General features: G+C 65.8%; 14 protein-coding genes. 11 read left to right on the top strand and 3 right to left on the bottom strand.

The window, feature by feature from the left end; genetic code table 11:
• Positions 1 to 311 precede the first annotated feature (311 nt).
• Together EGK63_RS13025 and EGK63_RS13030 are read right to left on the bottom strand one after the other, a co-directional pair.
• A protein-coding gene (locus EGK63_RS13025; protein ID WP_165906610.1) for an IS3 family transposase occupies positions 312 to 1,501 on the bottom strand; the annotation gives its coding sequence in 2 pieces (ribosomal slippage) (positions 312 to 1,249 and positions 1,249 to 1,501; 1,191 coding nt in all).
• A 319-nt stretch (positions 1,502 to 1,820) separates the two neighbouring features.
• Positions 1,821 to 2,834, bottom strand: a complete 1,014-nt coding sequence (locus EGK63_RS13030; protein WP_125901846.1) for an IS110 family transposase — start codon at positions 2,832 to 2,834, stop codon at positions 1,821 to 1,823.
• Here EGK63_RS13030 and EGK63_RS16540 point away from each other — a divergent pair.
• The 7 genes from EGK63_RS16540 (at position 2,778) to EGK63_RS13065 (ending at position 11,824) form a co-directional block, all read left to right on the top strand.
• Positions 2,778 to 3,383, top strand: coding sequence for a hypothetical protein (locus EGK63_RS16540; RefSeq protein ID WP_165906611.1), 606 nt, complete (start codon positions 2,778 to 2,780; stop codon positions 3,381 to 3,383). The genes EGK63_RS13030 and EGK63_RS16540 overlap by 57 nt on opposite strands.
• 112 nt (positions 3,384 to 3,495) lie before the next feature.
• Positions 3,496 to 4,764, top strand: coding sequence for a TolC family protein (locus EGK63_RS13040; protein ID WP_243637691.1), 1,269 nt, complete (start codon positions 3,496 to 3,498; stop codon positions 4,762 to 4,764).
• Entirely contained in the window at positions 4,761 to 6,026 is a 1,266-nt protein-coding gene (locus EGK63_RS13045; protein WP_125901848.1) for an efflux RND transporter periplasmic adaptor subunit, read from the top strand. The genes EGK63_RS13040 and EGK63_RS13045 overlap by 4 nt, the downstream gene beginning before the upstream one ends.
• 14 nt (positions 6,027 to 6,040) lie before the next feature.
• On the top strand, positions 6,041 to 9,229 hold the full coding sequence (locus EGK63_RS13050) for an efflux RND transporter permease subunit (protein WP_133411905.1): 3,189 nt from the start codon (positions 6,041 to 6,043) through the stop codon (positions 9,227 to 9,229).
• Entirely contained in the window at positions 9,229 to 10,422 is a 1,194-nt protein-coding gene (locus EGK63_RS13055) for an acyltransferase (RefSeq protein WP_125901849.1), read from the top strand. Before EGK63_RS13050 ends, EGK63_RS13055 begins: the two co-directional genes overlap by 1 nt.
• Before the next feature lie 80 nt (positions 10,423 to 10,502).
• On the top strand, positions 10,503 to 11,138 hold the full coding sequence (locus EGK63_RS13060) for a HupE/UreJ family protein (RefSeq protein WP_243637692.1): 636 nt from the start codon (positions 10,503 to 10,505) through the stop codon (positions 11,136 to 11,138).
• A gap of 14 nt (positions 11,139 to 11,152) precedes the next feature.
• Entirely contained in the window at positions 11,153 to 11,824 is a 672-nt protein-coding gene (locus EGK63_RS13065; protein WP_125901851.1) for a transmembrane anchor protein, read from the top strand.
• A 76-nt stretch (positions 11,825 to 11,900) separates the two neighbouring features.
• Here EGK63_RS13065 and EGK63_RS13070 read toward each other — a convergent pair whose 3' ends face one another.
• Entirely contained in the window at positions 11,901 to 13,226 is a 1,326-nt protein-coding gene (locus EGK63_RS13070; protein ID WP_125901852.1) for an MFS transporter, read from the bottom strand.
• 56 nt (positions 13,227 to 13,282) lie between these two features.
• On the opposite strand from EGK63_RS13070, the gene EGK63_RS13075 reads away from it, so the two are divergent.
• The 4 genes from EGK63_RS13075 to EGK63_RS13090 all read left to right on the top strand — a co-directional run bounded on the left by EGK63_RS13075 (position 13,283) and on the right by EGK63_RS13090 (position 17,570).
• Positions 13,283 to 13,642: a MerC domain-containing protein gene (locus EGK63_RS13075; protein WP_165906612.1), complete on the top strand. Its 360-nt coding sequence runs from the start codon at positions 13,283 to 13,285 to the stop codon at positions 13,640 to 13,642.
• Between the two features lie 66 nt (positions 13,643 to 13,708).
• Complete coding sequence (locus EGK63_RS13080; RefSeq protein ID WP_125901854.1) at positions 13,709 to 13,984, top strand: metal-sensing transcriptional repressor; 276 nt, start codon at positions 13,709 to 13,711, stop codon at positions 13,982 to 13,984.
• Between the two features lie 183 nt (positions 13,985 to 14,167).
• Positions 14,168 to 15,196 (top strand): IS110 family transposase, encoded by a 1,029-nt coding sequence (locus EGK63_RS13085; RefSeq protein WP_125901855.1) that lies wholly within the window; start codon positions 14,168 to 14,170, stop codon positions 15,194 to 15,196.
• A 520-nt stretch (positions 15,197 to 15,716) separates the two neighbouring features.
• A complete protein-coding gene (locus EGK63_RS13090) occupies positions 15,717 to 17,570 on the top strand; it encodes a P-loop NTPase fold protein (protein ID WP_125901870.1) in 1,854 nt (617 codons plus the stop codon).
• Positions 17,571 to 17,602: the final 32 nt, after the last annotated feature.

Below are 17,602 nucleotides of genomic sequence, written 5' to 3' on the forward strand. Positions count from 1 at the left end.
GACGTGGGTTTGGGCGGGCCGCCTCGACCCATATTAGGCTTGATCGCACTGAACTAAAGCTGCTGTAGCTTCCGTTAGTTACGCACTTATCAGCTGCCCACGAATGAGTTTGTTACCTCCATCGCTAAGCGGTCCTGCATGCGTCGACGCATTGGGCTTTCCTCGGTACGCCGCCACCATTTGGCTCGACTTCCTAAATGCGCATGCCGCAATTGCGACGCGTGAGAAGTATGCGCGCGCAATCTCGGGTCTCTATTGCGATGCCGAAGCCATGCAGCCGCCGGTGGACCTTGTGACGTGACCCCCGTTTCTCATCCAGCCATAACGAGAGTCCTAGGTTGATCTGAGCTGTGATCGGCTGGGTTGGCAAGAGGCCGGTCTGCGCAGCCATCAACCAGCGCAGCAGGCCGGCCGATGTGTCCGGTGAGCGCTTCTGCATAAGCCTGCGGCGTCAGCCACCCGAGCTTCGAGTGCGGACGCTGCTCGTTGTAATCGCGTCGCCACGCCTCCAGCACGGCGCGAGCGTGCGGCAGCGAGCGGAACAGCGTCTCGTTCAGCAGCTCGTCACGCAGCCGCCCGTTGAAGCTTTCGTTGAAGCCGTTCTGCTGGGGCTTGCCCGGCGCGATGTAGTGCCAGCCGACGCCGGTGTCGTCGGCCCAGGCCAGGACCGCGTTCGAGGTGTACTCCGTGCCGTTGTCGCTGACGATGGTGTCGGGCCGCCCTCGCTGCCGGATGACGGCGTCCAACTCCCGCACGACCCGCGCGCCCGACAGCGAGGTGTCGGCCACCAGCGCCAGGCACTCGCGCGTACAGTTATCGATCACCGTCAGGATGCGGAAGCGCCGCCCGTCCGTCAGCTGGTCTGCGACGAAGTCCAGCGACCAGCGCTGGTTGGGCGCCAGCGGCAGGTCCAGCGGTCGCCGCGTGCCCATCGCTCGCTTCCGGCCGCCGCGCCGGCGCACCGTCAGTTGCTCGTCGCGATAGATCCGCTGGACCCGTTTCCTGTTGACCGCATGGCCCTCGCGCCGCAGCAGCACGTGCAGGCGACGATAGCCGAACCGTCGACGTTCCTGGGCCAGGGCCTTCAGCCGGTCGCGCAGAGCGCCGTCGTCCGGGCGCGTCGCCTGATAGCGCACGCTCGTCCGATCGACGCCCAGAACACGGCACGCCCGCCTTTCGCTCATCTCGTAGGCGGCCTGCAGATGGCCAGCCGCCTCGCGATAGCCGGCGGGCGTCACCACTTTTTTCCCAGCAGGTCCTTCAGGGCCACGTTGTCCAGCATCGCGTCCGCCAGCATCCGCTTCAGCCGGGCGTTCTCATCCTCGAGCGCCTTGAGCCGCCGAGCCTCCGACACGTCGAGCCCGCCAAACTTGGCCTTCCATTTGTAAAAGGTCGCCGAGCTGACCCCGTGGCGTCGGCACACCTCCGCCGTCGCTACACCGGCCTCCTGCTCCCGCAGGATCCCGATGATCTGCTCTTCCGTGAACCTCGATCGCTTCATTCTGTCCGTCCTTCGTTGGGCGGACTCTAGCTATTCCTGGAGGAGTTTCAGGGGGTCATGTGTGGACGACCTCCAAGACGCAAGAGTGAAAACGACGTTGGCGCTCGGTCGAGTGCAGTCATGTGTTCGGCCTGTTGATGCAGCTGTGTGCGCTGCTGGCCTTGATGAAGTCCGCGGACCGGCTCCCTAATCACGTCAACGCGCTCGAAGCGCTCTGACCCCCTGGGTTTCACCCGTCCCCGGCTGCGGCCGGTTCGTCATCACGTCTCACCACTCTTTCGTCTACGGCGTCGGTCCTTGTTGGGAGCCGGGCCGATCTCTATGCCGCTATGGGCCTGTAGTCCTCCTGTCGCACCATCAGGGTCCATGCGATACGGGCCGTCTTGTTGGCCAAGGCCACGGCGGCGACTTTGGGCTTCTTGCGCTCGAGCAGATTGCCGACCCAGCCCGCCCGTGCTCGCTGGCGGGCCATTCGCAGGACGGCCGTCGCCCCGACGACCAGCAGGCGTCGCAGATAGCTGTCGCCCATCTTGCTGATGCCGCTCTGACGTTCCTTGCCGCCGCTGCTGTTGGCGCGCGGCGTTAGCCCCAGCCAGGCCGCGAACTGTCTTCCCGAGCGGAAGAGTTTCGGATCCGGCGCGCTTGCGGCCATGGCGCTGGCGGTGATCGGCCCGATGCCTGGGATGGTCGCCAACCGCCGGCTCGTCTCATCCTGTCGATGCCACTCGAGAATCCGACGTTCCAAGCGACCTATCTCTGCACCAAGTTGTTCGAGCTGTTCCGCCAGACCTCCCAGCGCGGTACGCGCCAGATCTGGCAGGTCCTGATCCTCTTCCCGCAAAGCCTTCAGCGCCGCCTGCACCCCGGCTGGGCCTTGAGGCGCGGTTATGCCGTACTCGCCGAGGTGGCCGCGCAGCGCATTGATCAGCATCGTTCTCTGGCGAACGAGCAGGTCTCTCGTCTTGTGCAGCATCAAGACTGCCTGCTGCGCCTTCGACTTCACGGCCACAAACCGCATGGTCGGCCGGGTGACGGCCTCCGCGATCGCCTCAGCATCTGCGGCGTCGGTCTTGCCGCGCTTCACGTAGGCCTTCACGTATGCTGGTGGCATGAGACGCACCTCATGGCCGATCGCCATCAACTCCCGCGCCCAGTGATGGGCAGAGCCGCACGCTTCGATCCCGACCAAGCATGGCCCTATCGACTGGAAGAAGCCCAGCACCTGACCTCGTCGCAGTTGCCTCCTCAGGACGACCGTGCCGTCTGCGGCGACACCGTGAACCTGGAAAACAGTCTTCGCCAGATCGAGCCCGACGACAGCGATGGTCTGCATGATACCGCTCCTAGACGTGACGTCCCTGATGACGACACCGCCAGAACAGCCGGTCAGGTGGAGGTCGTCCACACCATCACGTCAAGCGCCCCATTGCTGAAACTCCGCGTTCAGCGTAAGCGGAGGCTTCGGGGTATTTCATTGTCGCACCTTGCTCGCCAGTTCTGCGTCGGCCTAGCCGTGACCCTCATGGTCGCGCTGCAGGGCTTTGGCGCGATCAGCGCCGAGCACAAGATCGAACATGCGGTGCAGTTCCCCGGCGTCACCTATGTCGAAATCGCCGCCGACGATCATGACCATGATCGCCGGGCTATCGACGCCCTGCCGGGCGATACCGCCTTCGACGTCGCCGATAGCGATATCGGCGAGAAGCCGATCAAACCGCACCACCACCACGGTGGAGCCGACCAGCATCTGGTCATCGGCGCCGACCTGCCGTCGATCGGCGGTTCCATAATCCATGTCGCGCGTCTCGGGCCAGCGCCCGATTCCGTGCCGCCGGGCGCCCTGGTCGACGCCCCGCACCAACCTCCGAAACAGAACGCCTGATCGCCTGAAAAGCTGATCCTGCGCGGCCGTTCGGCTGCGCGCGTCCTGTCGGAGAAATTCCTTGATACGTCCTCAGTCCGGCCCCGCCGGATGGCGAGGCCGAGGCGCGGCTGTGTCCGCCCTGGTGCTCGTCACGGCCGCGACCTTGTTGCCGCCTTCGGCTGCGCTCGCGCAGTCGCCCGCTGCGCCTGCCTCATCGGCGGCGCCCCTTATGGATCTCGATGCGGCCTTGCGCCGCGCGATCGCCGCCGACCCGGCCCGCGCCGGTCTCGAAGCGCGTCTTCGCGCCGTCGAGGCTGGGGTTCGCCAAGCCGGCGTGCGCCCCAACCCCACCCTTGGCCTGATGGTCGAGAATCTGCCGACCTTCGGCGCCGGTTCCTTCATCGACCTGACCCAGACCACCCTGACCTATGATCAGAGGCTGGAACGCGGCGGCGATCGACCCGCGCGTTCCACCCTGGCGCGCAGCGAAGGCCTGCTGGTCGTCGCCGAGGCGCGGGTGGCCCAGCTCGACAGGCTGGAACTGGTCCAACGCGCCTGGACCGACGCCCTAGCCGCCGCCGCCCAGGTGGAGATCGCCCGCGAACGGCTGGATCTGGCCGAACGTTTCCAGGCCGAGGTGCAGCGGCGCGTCAACGCCGCCCGCGATCCTCTGTTCGCCGGCGCTCGCGCCGAGGCGGAACTGGCCCAGGCCCAGATCGAATTCGATCAGGCCGAGGTCGCGGCCCGCCTCGCCCGCATCGTGCTGGCGAAGTTCTGGGACGGCGTCGCCGATTTCTCGGTCGGCCGCGCCGCCTTCGAGGACACCAGCGCTTCGCGGATCGCGGCGGGCGAGGTTTCGCCGGCCGACCTAGAGGTCTTCCAGGCGCGTCGGGCCATCGCCGAAGCCCAGGTTCGCGTCGAAGAGGCGCGCGCCGTGGCCGACCCGACCGTCAGCGTCGGCGTGCGGCACATGTGGGACAACGACGTCTCTCTGGTGTTCGGGGGCAGCATTCCCCTGCAGCGTTACGACAAGAACCAGGGCGCAATCGATCGCGCACGCGCCGAAGGCGTCGCCGCCCAGGCGGACATGAACGCGCGCCGGATCGAACTGGATCGCGAGATCGCTCGGCTGCAGGTCCTGCTTCTGACCCAGGCCAACGAAGCGCGGCGGATATCCGAAGAAACCCTGCCCCAGGCGGAACGGGCGGTGACCCTGGTCCGCGAAGGCTTCGCCCGAGGGGGCTTCACCTACAACGACGTCATGTCCGCCCATACGGCCCTTCTGCAGGCCCGCGCCCGACGCGTGGCCGTGCTGCAGGCCTTCCACAACGACCGCGCCCGCCTCGACCGGCTGACCGGCGCGCACGCTGGCCTGATCGGCCTGGAGACCCAACCATGAACAGCATCCGAACCCCCAGGCTCGCCTATGGCGCGGCCGTGACCGTCCTCGCACTGGCGCTGGCGTCCTGCGGCGGCGGCGCGGAAAAGGCGGAACCGACCGCCGAGGAGGCGGCGGCTGCGGCCGCCGACTACGAGCGCGGCCCGCACAACGGTCGTCTGCTGCGCGACGGCGATTTCGCTCTCGAAGTGACTATCTACGAAGAAGGTCCCGAACCGCTCTTTCGCCTCTATCCCTACCAGAACGACAAGCCGCTCGATCCGCGTCAGGTCCAGGTTACTATGGCCCTGAGCCGCCTGGGACCGAAAGTGGATCGGTTCGTCTTCACGCCAGAGAACGACTATCTGGCCAGCCCCGGCGTCGTGTTCGAGCCTCACTCGTTCGACGTCTCGGTCAATGCGGTTCGCGCCGGCAATCGGTCTAACTGGACCTATCAATCCTATGAAGGACGGACCACGATCACCGCGCAGGCGGCCCAGGCCGGCGGCGTGACGACGGAACGGGTCGGACCGGCGGTGCTGGGGGAGACCTTGCCGCTCAACGGTCGGGTCGAGATCAAGCCTGAAGGCAAGGCCGAGGTCCACGCCCGTTATCCGGGCCGGATCGTCTCCATGAACGTGGAACTGGGTCAGTCGGTCCGGCGCGGCCAGGTCCTGGCGCGCGTCGAGTCCAGCGAAAGCCTGCAGACCTATACGGTCACGGCGCCGATCTCGGGCGTGATCACGGTCAAGAACGCCAACCCCGGCCAGATCACCGGCGGCGGCCAGCCCATGCTGGAGATCGGCGACCCGTCTCAACTGCACGCGGAGTACTTCCTCTATCCGCGTGACGCCGAACGGGTCCGTGTCGGCCAGCGTGTCGAGGTCAAGAGCCTGGCCGGCGATAGCCGGACCATGGCGACGATCGAGGCCATCCTGCCGTCGGCGGACGTGATGAGCCAGACGATGGTGGCCCATGTCCATCTGCCTGCCCAGTCGGGCGCCTGGCGGCCGGGTCTGGGCGTATCGGGCGTAGTCCAGGTCGGCACGGGCGAAGTCCCGCTGGCGGTCAGGACCAAGGCTCTGCAGCCGTTCCGCGACTTCACCGTGGTCTACGCCAAGGTAGGCGACACCTACGAGGTGCGGATGCTCGATCTGGGTCGTCGCACCGACGAGTGGACCGAGGTTCTCGGCGGCATTGAGCCCGGCACGACCTATGTCGTTGACGGCGCTTTCCTCATTCGCGCGGACATCGACAAGTCCGGCGCGAGCCACGACCACTAAGGGGTGCGCGCATCATGCTTGAACGCATCATCGCGCTATCGATCCGGTTCCGCTGGGTCGTCATGGCGCTCGTCCTGGTCGCGGCGGCGGTCGGCGTCTGGAGTTTCCAGAAGCTGCCTATCGACGCCACGCCCGACATCACCAACGTTCAGATTCAGATCAACACGGAGGCGCCCGGCTATTCGCCGCTCGAAGCCGAACAACGCATTACCTTCCCAGTCGAGACCGCCATCGCAGGCGTTCCCGGCCTCAGCTATACCCGATCCGTCTCACGCTACGGCCTGAGCCAGGTCACGGTCGTCTTCGAGGACGGCACGGACATCTACCGGGCGCGGCAACTGGTCAACGAGCGGCTGCAGAGCGCGCTCGGCCAGTTGCCGCCGGGTCTGTCGCCGGAACTCGGCCCCATCGCCACGGGGCTGGGCGAGATCTTCATGTACACGATCGAGGCCGAGCCCAGCGCTCGCAAGCCCGACGGCACGGCCTATACGCCCGAAGACCTGCGCACCCTGCAGGACTGGGTCATCCGTCCGCAGATGCGCAACACCCCCGGCGTCACCGAGGTCAACACCATCGGCGGCTTCGTGCGTGAGTACCACGTCACCCCCTCCCCCGAACGGCTCTCGGCCTTCGGCGTGACCATGGGTGAAGTGGTCGAGGCGCTGGAGCGCAACAACGCCAATGTCGGCGCCGGCTATGTCGAACGGTTTGGCGAGCAATGGCTGATCCGGGTGCCGGGCCAGGCCTCCACCCAGGAAGACCTGTCCAACATCGTCATCGCGACGCGCGGCGGGGTTCCGATCCGGGTGGCGGAAGTCGCGGACGTCGGCCTGGGCGAGGAACTTCGCACCGGAGCCGCGACCGAAAACGGCAAGGAGACGGTGCTGGCCACCGTCCTGATGCTGGCCGGCGAGAACAGCCGCGTGGTCGCCCAGGCGGCGGCGGCGCGACTGGAGGAAGCCGCCAAGGCCCTGCCCAAGGGCGTGGTCGCCTCGCCCGTCTATGACCGCACCGACCTCGTCGAGCGCGCCATCAAGACGGTCGAGAAGAACCTGGTCGAAGGCGCTCTGCTGGTCATCGTCGTCCTGTTCCTTCTGCTCGGCAACATCCGCGCGGCCCTGATCACGGCGGCGGTCATTCCGATCACCATGCTGATGACCATCACCGGCATGGTTCAGGCCGGGGTCTCCGGCAATCTGATGAGCCTGGGCGCCCTGGACTTCGGTCTGATCGTCGACGGCGCCGTCATCATCGTCGAGAACTGCCTGCGTCGCTTCGCCGAGGCGCAGCACCACAAGGGCGGTCTGCTGACCCGCGAGGAACGGTTCAGCCTTGCGGCCTCGGCGTCCAGCGAGGTGATCCGTCCGTCCCTGTTCGGCGTGCTGATCATCACCCTGGTCTATGTGCCGATCTTCGCGCTGGACGGCGTGGAGGGCAAAACCTTCCACCCGATGGCCATCACCGTGGTCATCGCCCTGACCGGCGCCCTGATCCTGTCGCTGACCTTCGTGCCGGCGGCCGTGGCCATGTTCGTCACCGGCAAGGTTCAGGAGAAGGACAGCTTCCTGATGCGCTGGGCGCGGACAGGCTATCAGCCCGCCCTCGACTTCGCGCTGAAGGCCCGCGTCCTGATGGTCGGCGCCGCCGTCGCCCTGGTGGCGCTCTCGGCCCTGATCGCCTCGCGGATGGGTTCGGAGTTCGTGCCGAACCTCGACGAGGGCGACATCGCCATGCACGCCCTGCGCATCCCCGGCACCAGCCTGTCTCAGGCTATCCAGATGCAGACGGCCGTGGAGGCGCGACTGGCCAAGTTCCCGGAAGTGGAGCGTGTCGTCGCCAAGATCGGCACCGCGGAGGTGGCGACCGATCCCGTTCCGCCCTCGGTCGCGGACACCTTCATCCTGTTGAAGGACCGTAAGGACTGGCCGGATTCGAGAAAGCCCAAGCTCCAGCTCGTTCGTGAGATGGAGGAGGCGGTCAACGAAATCCCCGGCAGCAAGTACGAGTTCACCCAGCCGATCCAGATGCGGTTCAACGAACTGCTCAGCGGCGTCCGCGCCGACGTGGCCATCAAGGTTCACGGCGACGACCTGGATCAACTGGTGCAACTCGGCTCGCAGATCGAGGAGATCGTCGGCGCCATTCCCGGCGCGGCCGATCCGCAGTCCGAGCAGGTCACCGGCCTGCCCATGCTGCAGATCACGCCCGACCGCGCCGCCATCGCCCGTCTGGGTCTGAGCATCGACGATGTTCAGTCCGTCATCGCCACCTCCATGGGCGGGACGACGGCCGGGCAGATCTTCGAGGGCGACCGCCGCTTCGACATCGTCGTGCGGATGCCGGAGGATCTTCGCTCGGACACCGACGCCATCGGCCGCATCCAGGTGCCGGTGCCGGCGATCGACGGTCAGCCGCGCGGCTTCGTGCCGCTGAGCGAGATCGCCACGATCGGGCTTGAGACGGGACCGAACCAGATCAGCCGCGAGGACGGGAAGCGACGTATCGTCGTCACCGCCAACGTCCGCAACCGCGACCTGGGCTCCTTCATCGGAGAAGCCCAGGACCGGATCGAACGCGAAGTCGAACTGCCCGCCGGCTACTGGGTCACCTACGGCGGCACCTTCGAACAGCTGATCTCGGCCGCCAAACGACTGCAACTGGTCGTTCCGGCCGTGCTGCTGCTGATCTTCGGCCTGTTGTTCGCCCTGTTCCGCTCCTGGAAGGACAGCGCCATCGTCTTCTCCGGCGTGCCCCTGGCCCTGACCGGCGGGGTGGCGGCGCTGGCCATGCGAGGTCTGCCCCTGTCGATCTCGGCCGGCGTCGGCTTCATCGCCCTGTCGGGCGTGGCCGTGCTGAACGGGGTGGTGATGGTGACCTTCATCAGGTCGCTGATCCATGAGGGCAAGCCGGTCGGAGAAGCGATCCGGGACGGCGCCCTGACCCGGCTCCGGCCGGTCCTGATGACCGCTCTGGTCGCCAGCCTCGGTTTCGTGCCGATGGCGATCAATGTCGGCGCGGGCGCGGAGGTCCAGCGTCCGCTGGCCACTGTGGTCATCGGCGGCATCGTCTCCTCGACTGTGCTGACCCTGCTGGTCCTGCCGGCCCTCTACAGCCTGGTTCACGGTCGTGACGGAACGAGTGATCGTCCGCGCACGACCTGGATGGATCGTCTGCCGTTCCATACAGGGCGTCGGAACGGCTGATGACCCGCGCTCTTTTCCCGAAGAGCGCGGGCGGCGCCGACGCGGTTTCCCCCACCGCGTCGGCGCATGCTTTCCCTGATCGGATGCCGGCCCTGACCAGCATCCGGTTCTGGCTCGCGCTCGGTGTCGTGCTGTTCCACTACCAACTCAATATGGTGCCCCAGGGTGGAACCGGCGTCGCCCTGATCGAGCGTGCCCGTCTGGCTGTCGATTTCTTCTTCATCCTTTCGGGCTTCGTCCTGGCGCACGTCTATGGGCGTCAGGTTCGCGAAGCACGCTACAGCCATGGGCGATTCCTGATCGCCCGTCTGGCGCGGATCTATCCGGCCCACTTCGCCATGATGATGGTGATGGCGGCCATCGCCTTCGTCGCCGTCCTCTTGGGGCAACCCTTCGATTCCGACAGCTATTCGCTGACCGGGTTCGGCTCGGCGATGGTGCTGACCCACGCCTGGTTCGTGGCGAAGGCGCCCAACGAGTGGAATGGACCTTCCTGGTCGCTGTCCGCCGAATGGGCCGCCTATCTGGCCTTTCCGATCTTCGCCTGGATCGGCCTGAAGGCGCGCCGTAGCGCCTGGGTCACCTTGACCTTGGCAGCGGCGCTCTTCCTGGGGCTGGACGGCTTCTACAGGGCGCGGTTCGGTGAGGTTCTGACCCATGCCGAACTGGTTCTCGGCGTGCTCAGGATCGCACCTGAGTTCCTGTTCGGCATCGGCCTCTATCAGGTCGGATGTCGCTTCAGGCCGTCAGAGACTGCCGCTCGATTGATCGCGGCCGGCGCCCTGACCGGGCTGCTGGTTCTAATGCAGTCGTCTGCGGACGAGCGGCTGACCGTTCTGGTCTGCGGCCTCGTCGTGCTGTCGCTCGCCCTCCTGGCCAAGGCTGGGGCGGACGAGTGGGCGGCGCATCCGTTGGCGCTGGAGGCCGGCGAAGCCTCTTACGCCCTCTACCTCGTGCATCTGCCTCTGCTCATCGTCTGGAAGAACGCCATGGCGATGATCCGAGGCGGGGACAGCCGCTACCTCCTGCCCTGGTGGGAAGCCGGCGTGCTCCTGGCGATCACACTCGTCGCCGCCTTTGTCCTGCACCGCTTTTGGGAACGTCCCGCCCGTCTCTGGGTCAGGCGGACCTTCCTGGCGTCTTCCTCCCCGGACGACGCTTCCCCCTCTCCCCAATCGAAAGGTCTAAAATGACGTCCTCTATGGGTCGTTTGCTTCGATCTCCATGGACCTTCGCGGTCATGGTGATCCTCTTCCTCTTTGTTGAAGGCGCAATGACCAGCGCCTTCGCTCACGGTGTCGCCGAAGGTGACAAGGGCTACATCCAGGAGACCTCCGGCTTCCTGTTCTGGCCCTTCGTCTATCTGGGCGCCAAGCACATGGTCACCGGCTACGACCACCTGCTGTTCCTGTTCGGCGTGATCTTCTTCCTCTACCGGATGAAGGACATCAGCATCTATGTGACGCTGTTCGCCATCGGTCACTCCTCGACCCTGCTGCTGGGCGTGCTGACCGACATCAGCGTCTCCAGCTATCTGGTCGACGCCATCATCGGCCTGTCGGTCGTCTACAAGGCGCTCGACAATATGGGCGCCTTCCAGAGGTGGTTCGGGTTCCAGCCTTCGACCAAGGGCGCGACCCTGGTCTTCGGCCTGTTCCACGGCTTCGGCCTGGCCACCAAGCTGCAGGACTTCAACCTGTCGCCTGACGGTCTGATCTTCAACCTGATCGCCTTCAACATCGGCGTCGAGATCGGCCAACTGCTCGCCCTGGGCGGCATCCTGATCCTGATGGGCTTCTGGCGTCAGTCGAACAGCTTCTGGAAACACGCCTACCTCACCCAGGTCGTCCTGATGACCTGCGGCTTCATCCTGATGGGCTATCAGCTCGTCGGCTTCTTCGTCATGTGATCGGAGACACCTCCATGTACAACGCAAACCGTCCCGCCCGCTCCGACCTGCCGACCTCGGGTCAGCTTCTCAAATCCACCGGCATCGCCGCCGCCGTCGCCTCGGTCCTTCTCGTGACCGTGGTCCTGCCCAGCGAGTACGGCGTCGATCCGACCCGCATCGGCTCGGTGTTCGGCCTGACCGAAATGGGTCGCATCAAGGTGCAACTCGCCGCCGAAGCGGAAGCGGACGCCGCTGCCGACGCCGCCGCTGGGTCCGGTCTGTCGGCGGCTCCGCCGCTCGACGTCGCGACGCCTGCTGCAGAAGGAGCCGCTCCCGCTGCCCCCGTCCAAGCCGCGCCTGCGCCGGCCGCCCCGACGCCGGCCGCCGAAGTGCGCAACGATGAGACCGTGATCACCCTCGCCCCCGATCAGGGCGCCGAGATCAAACTGGTGATGACCGAAGGCGCCAAGGTGCGGTTCACCTGGCTCAGTAGCGGCGGCAAGATCAACTTCGACACCCATGCCGATCGACCGGGCCTGTCCTACCATGCTTACGGCAAGGGTTCGGCTCAGCAGCAGTCCGGCGAACTGACGGCGGCCTTCACCGGCAGCCACGGCTGGTTCTGGCGCAACCGCACTAGGGAGCCGGTGACCATCACCTTGCGCACCCAGGGCGCCTATACCGAGATCAAGCGGGTGGTCTGACACCGGCTTGTGCGACCCGCCCTTGAGGGCGGGTCGCTGGGTTGGCGGAGCGTTCCTGCTTGCGCTCCGCCAACACCTAAGATTTAGGCCAGCGCCTGTGCCGGTTGTCGATCACGACTGGATGGGCGTGCGCAGTGCCCGCTCCATCCGGCGTCATCCCTTCCTTGAGATGCGGATCGTCGGCCGCCAGGTCGTCGTGGCTGTGCAGCAGGTTCAGCGGATCATGCGCAGGCCAGATGGACAGGGCCAGCACGACGCCCAGACCGCACAGCCCGGCCAGGACCATGAAGGCCGCCCTCGGATCGGCTTCGGCCGAAACCAGACCCGCGACGGGATAGGCGATCAGCCAGCAGGCATGGGACAGGGCGAACTGGGCCGCGAACAGGGCCGGCCGATCCTCGGGCGCCGCCGACCGGCGCAAAGCCCGACCCGCCGGCGTGATGGTCAGAGAGTAGCCGAACCCCATCACGATCCACAGGCCGATCAGGATCGGATATGTGTTCGCGACCATCGCGCCCGCCGTCAGAACCGCCGTCATCAGTCCCGCCCCCAGGACCATGGCCGTCCGGTCGGTCAGGCTGTGCAGCAGTCGAGGCAGCAGGACGGCGGCCGTCATCGAGCCCCCGCCGAAGGCCGCCAACGCCCAGGCCGTCGCCTGTTGCGACAGGCCAAAGTTGGACTGCACCAGCACGACCGTATTGACGAACACCATGGCGCCGCCCGCCGCCGTCGCCAGGCTGATCGCCAACAGGCCGCGCAGTCGAGGCGTGAAGGCGAACAGACGCACGCCGCCGGTCAGACGACGCAGGAAAGGCAGGGGCCGAGCGTCCGACGGACGCGGCAGGATCGCCGTGACGACGAACCCTGCGGACAGGACAAAGCCCAGGGTCGTGCCGACGAACAGATTGTTGTAGCTGATCACCGCCAGCAGCAGGGCCGCGACGATGGGGCTGGCGACGCTTTCCAGATCGGCGGCGAGACGCGAAAGCGACAGCGCCTTGGTGTATTCCGCCTCGTCCGACAGGATGTCCGGGATCATCGCCTGGAAGGCCGGCGTGAAGGCGGCCGACGCGACATACAGCACCGTCATCAGGGCGTAGACCTGCCACGCCTCGCCCACGAACGGCAGGACGACGGCCACGCCCGCGCGAACGAGATCGAGGCCGACCAGCAGAGTCTTGCGCGGCAGCTTCGCCGCCAGGGCGCTCGCGAAGGGCGCGACGCCGATATAGGCGGTCATCTTGATGGCCAGGGCCGCCCCGAGGATCTCGCCCGCATTGGCGCCGGCGAGGTCATGAGCGAGCAGCCCCAGCGCCACCGTCGCCATCCCCGTTCCGAGCAAGGCCGAAACCTGGGCGATGAAGAGGTGACGATATGCGGCGTTACGAAGCGGAGAGAACATCTTTCAATGCCTGACTGACGGAGATAAACGTTACAGGGTAACATCGGAGTATGTCGTTGTCGGAAGCCCTTACGCCTCGCAGGTCTGGAGCCGTTCTGGGCGCCGGTCTGTCCGTGATGTGCCTGCTGCACTGTCTGACGGCTCCCGTGCTGGTCAGCGTGCTGCCGCTGGTCGGCCTGGCGACGACCGAATGGCTGCACGGCGTCTTCGCTCTGGTGGCGGCCGCCTTCGCCTACGGATCGATCCTGCGCCGGCCAGACATCGCGACCGCGATCAAGACGGTCGCCGTCTTCGGGGTTTCGCTTCTGGTGTTCGGCGCCACCGAACTCATGGGGCACGGCTGGACAGTGGGGAGCACGGTTCTAGGTTCGCTTCTCCTCATCTCGGCGCACGTCGCTTCCCTTCGTCGGGTCTGATCCGCGCCCCCCACGGACTGGAATTTCATCTTGCCGTATCCTCTCCGGGGGGATAGGTCAAATTCCATGGCACACGTATCCCATGCCTCGCACCCCGACATCATCAAGCGGCTCAAGCGGGCCGAAGGGCACCTTCGCACGGTCATCGGCATGATCGAGGCCGAGCGGTCGTGCCTCGACCTCGCCCAGCAACTGCATGCGATCGAAAAAGCTGTCGCCGCCGCGAAGAAGACGTTGATCCACGATCACATCGACCATTGCCTGGCGCACGCGGCCGAAGGCGACCGGGCGGAGGCGCGTCAGGCTGTCGGAGAGTTTCGAGAGATCACGAAGTATCTGTGAGATCGAAAGGCGCAACCGAGAACAAATCTGACCTCACCCAAGATCGTCGGTGGGGTGCAGAGCCCCCTTCTCGACTGAGCTGATAGAAAGCAATGCGCCATGAGCATGCGTAATCGGGCGGTCCTGCGAAGGGGCAAGCTCCCATAGAGTGCTCGGCTCAGTCCGAGATGAAGGGAGACGACGATGTTCTACGCTGCGTTGGATGTGTCGCTGCGCTCAGTGGCGGTCTGCATCATTGATGACGACGGGAAGGTCCGCTTCGAGCGATCCGTGCCGTCGGATGTACCGGACCTGGTCCGCTGCCTGAACGCGTTCGGCGAGCCGATCCACCAGGTCGGCCTGGAGGCCGGCACCCTCACCCAGCACCTGACCTATGGCCTTCGGGAGGCCGGCTTCGACGTTGTGTGCATGGAGGCGCGGCAGGTCGCGGCGGCGCTCTCGGCCATGCGCAACAAGACGGACAAGCACGACGCCCGCGGCATCGCGCAGATTCTCCGCTCCGGCTGGTACAGCCGCGTTCATGTGAAGAGTGTCGAGAGCCACCACCTGCGGGCGCTGCTGACCAGCCGCAAGGTGATGCAGCGCAAGTGCATCGACCTGGAGAATGAGATCCGGGGCCTGTTGAAGGTGTTCGGCGTGAAGCTGCCGATGCGCCTGTCGCGCGGCGCCTTCGACGTCGCCGTGCGCGACACCATCGAGTGCGATCCGGCGCTGAGCCGGGCCCTGCTGCCGATGCTGCATGCGCGGCAGATGTTGTTCGAGACCTTCATGGAGCTGGACCGGCGGGTGCGAAAGGCGGCTCACGAAGACGAGGTCTGCACCCGGTTCATGGGCATCCCCGGCGTTGGCGAGATCACCGCCCTGAGCTTCAAGGCCGCCGTCGATGATCCGGCTCGCTTCAAGAGCTCGCGCACCGTCGGCGCACACTTCGGACTGACGCCCAGACGCTTCCAATCCGGCGAGAAGGACAACCCCGGCCGCATCTCCCACGCCGGCGACTCCGACGTGCGCGCCACCCTCTACGCCGCCGCCAACGCCATGCTCATGCGCTCGATCGCATGGTCGAGCCTGAAGGCCTGGGGCATTCGGTTGATGAAGGCCAAGGGCCGCCGACGCGCCATCGTCGCCGTCGCCCGCAAGCTTGCTGTCGTCCTGCACCGCATGTGGGCGGACGGCACTGAGTTCCGGCACGGATCGGAGGCGGCGGCATGACCTGACCTACAGCCTCCGACCGATCCTGGCCGGATCGTCCCACGCGGACGACGGGATGGATGAAGCCGAAAATGTCTGCTGCGCTTCGAGCGCGTCCAAAAGCGAGGCTCTCCAGACCCTGATCCCATGCATGCGTGCAGCGGCTCCGCTCGCAAGGAGCCATCCAGACTGCGAAGAGAAGCGTGATCCGCGTGATCGATCAGGCCGACAAGGACCACAAACCAGCTTGACCCCCATGCCCGATTAGAGAAGCGGACATTGTACGCCTACGCACCGTCCGATCGTCTTCGCCGTCTCTCGCGCCGACAGCCAGAAACTCCTTCACCTTGTACCGCCCGGCCCTTGAAATAGTCGCGCACGGCCCAGACTGCGGCGGCCCTGCGACGCCATTTCGAAAATGGGTCGCCTCGGCAGTCAACCGACAGAAATTAACGGCGAGAGAACGATGTTTTCTCTGCATGTTTCAACTTAGCCGCTACGCGCTATGGTCGTGACTTGTCTCTGATTCGCGAGCGTGAAGATGTGGCCAGATAATGAGACCGACCGAGATTTTTTGAATTTCTCAGGCGTAGCCCAGACCGTTGGTGAGATCATTGCCCAAGCAAAAGGGCGGCCGGTTTCCATCGGCGTGTCGGGAGCATGGGGCGTCGGCAAATCGTCGATGATCAAGTTGACCCAGGCGGCCCTGACGCAGCGGATCGCCTCGCCGGGCGACCGCCCCTTCGTCTTCGTGGAATTCAACGCCTGGCTCTATCAGGGTTATGACGACGCCCGTGCGGCGCTGATGGACGTGATCGCGTCCAAGCTGGAGGACGAGGCCAAGGCTCGGGCCACGGGCCTGGACAAGGCTGCGGCCCTTCTAAAACGCGTGCGGTGGCTTCGGTTGGCGAAGTTGACGGGCGGCACGGCGATTTCCCTCGCGTTGGGCGGGCCGCCCATCGGCCTGGTCGGTGAAATCTACAATCTCGGCGTCCGGGCGCTGACCGGCGGGGTCGATCAAAAGCTACTGGAAGACGGGCAGACCAAGGCGGGTGAGGTCGCGAGGGCGTCCGAGGGGCTGCTCCATCCGGTGGCGGACTCGTCGCCCCCCAAGGAAATCCAGGCGCTCCGGGACGACTTCGAGGAGACGCTGGAGGCGTTGGGCGTGACGCTGGTTGTGCTGATCGACGACCTCGATCGCTGTCTGCCCGAAACGACCATCTCCACGCTGGAGGCCATCCGGCTGTTTCTCTTCTTGCGCAACACCGCCTTCGTGGTCGCCGCCGACACGGACATGATCAAACACGCCGTGCGCAAGCATTTCGAGGGGGTGCCCGACGAAGCCCTAATCACCAGCTATTTCGACAAGCTTATCCAGGTCCCCATCCGGGTTCCGCCTTTGGGCACCCAGGAAGTGCGGGCCTATATGATGATGCTCTACGTCGATGAGAGCAGTCTCGGGACGACCGACCGGGAACGAATCCGCTACGGCATCGCCGGCCAGCTCCAGAAGACCTGGCAAGGCAAGCGGGTTGATCGCGCCTTCGTGCAGTCGCTCGGCGTGGACCTGCCCGATGCGCTCCTTGCGCGTTTCGATACGGCCGAACGCCTCGCGCCGCTGATGACGTCGGCGGCCGGCATCTCGGGCAATCCGCGACTGATCAAGCGCTTTCTCAACGCGCTCGCCATCCGCATGACGATTTCGCGGGCTCAGGGGGTCGGTGTCGATGAAGCCGTTCTCGTCAAACTGCTGCTGTTCGAGCGGTTGGGCGACCCGACCGCCTATGCCGCGCTCGTCGGCGCCGTGACGGGCAGCGATACCGGCAAACCCGCCTTCCTGGCGGAGTGGGAGGCCAAGGCGAACGCCGGCGCGGACTTGGCGCTCGAGGCCCCGTGGGACAGTGCCTTTGTGAAGGAGTGGCTGTTGCTGGCCCCGCAGTTGGCCGACCTGGATTTGCGCGGCGCCCTGTATGTGAGCCGGGAGCACGCACCGCTCATCACGCCGGAAGATCGCCTGTCGTCGGAAGCGGCGGAACTGCTCCTGGCCTTGCTCGAACATCCGGACATGGCGTCGTTACTGAAGGATCGTCTGGTGGCAGTGCCGCGGGTCGAAACCGCGGTCATGATGGACCGCCTGCTCGCGAAGGCGCGACAGGAGCAGGAATGGGGCGTGCCGGATATTCTTGAGGCCTGTCTAACCCTCTCGAATGTGGATCCTGCACAAGGAGCCCGGATCGCAGCGTTTCTGCGCGAACGACCGCCGGCCCAGATTCGCGCCAACATCATTCCCAAGATCGGCGAACAGCCTTGGGCGAGCGCTCTGATGGACTACTGGCTGACGGCCGCGGTCTCGCCGCCGGTCAAGGCGGCGATCAAAGTGAAAAGGGGAGGCTGATGGGAACGTCCCAGTCGAGCGGGGGGCCGGGC

Origin of the sequence: Brevundimonas sp. 357 (assembly GCF_003938605.1) — a bacterium.
Classification (GTDB): domain Bacteria; phylum Pseudomonadota; class Alphaproteobacteria; order Caulobacterales; family Caulobacteraceae; genus Brevundimonas.

Bases quoted from the DNA above. Each gene is read 5' to 3' on its own strand.
- EGK63_RS13030 (WP_125901846.1), bottom strand. From the start codon at position 2,834: ATGCAGACCATCGCTGTCGTCGGGCTCGATCTGGCGAAGACTGTTTTC.
- EGK63_RS13045 (WP_125901848.1), top strand. From the start codon at position 4,761: ATGAACAGCATCCGAACCCCCAGGCTCGCCTATGGCGCGGCCGTGACC.
- EGK63_RS13050 (WP_133411905.1), top strand. From the start codon at position 6,041: ATGCTTGAACGCATCATCGCGCTATCGATCCGGTTCCGCTGGGTCGTC.
- EGK63_RS13055 (WP_125901849.1), top strand. From the start codon at position 9,229: ATGACCCGCGCTCTTTTCCCGAAGAGCGCGGGCGGCGCCGACGCGGTT.
- EGK63_RS13060 (WP_243637692.1), top strand. From the start codon at position 10,503: ATGACCAGCGCCTTCGCTCACGGTGTCGCCGAAGGTGACAAGGGCTAC.
- EGK63_RS13065 (WP_125901851.1), top strand. From the start codon at position 11,153: ATGTACAACGCAAACCGTCCCGCCCGCTCCGACCTGCCGACCTCGGGT.
- EGK63_RS13070 (WP_125901852.1), bottom strand. From the start codon at position 13,226: ATGTTCTCTCCGCTTCGTAACGCCGCATATCGTCACCTCTTCATCGCC.
- EGK63_RS13080 (WP_125901854.1), top strand. From the start codon at position 13,709: ATGGCACACGTATCCCATGCCTCGCACCCCGACATCATCAAGCGGCTC.
- EGK63_RS13085 (WP_125901855.1), top strand. From the start codon at position 14,168: ATGTTCTACGCTGCGTTGGATGTGTCGCTGCGCTCAGTGGCGGTCTGC.
- EGK63_RS13090 (WP_125901870.1), top strand. From the start codon at position 15,717: ATGTGGCCAGATAATGAGACCGACCGAGATTTTTTGAATTTCTCAGGC.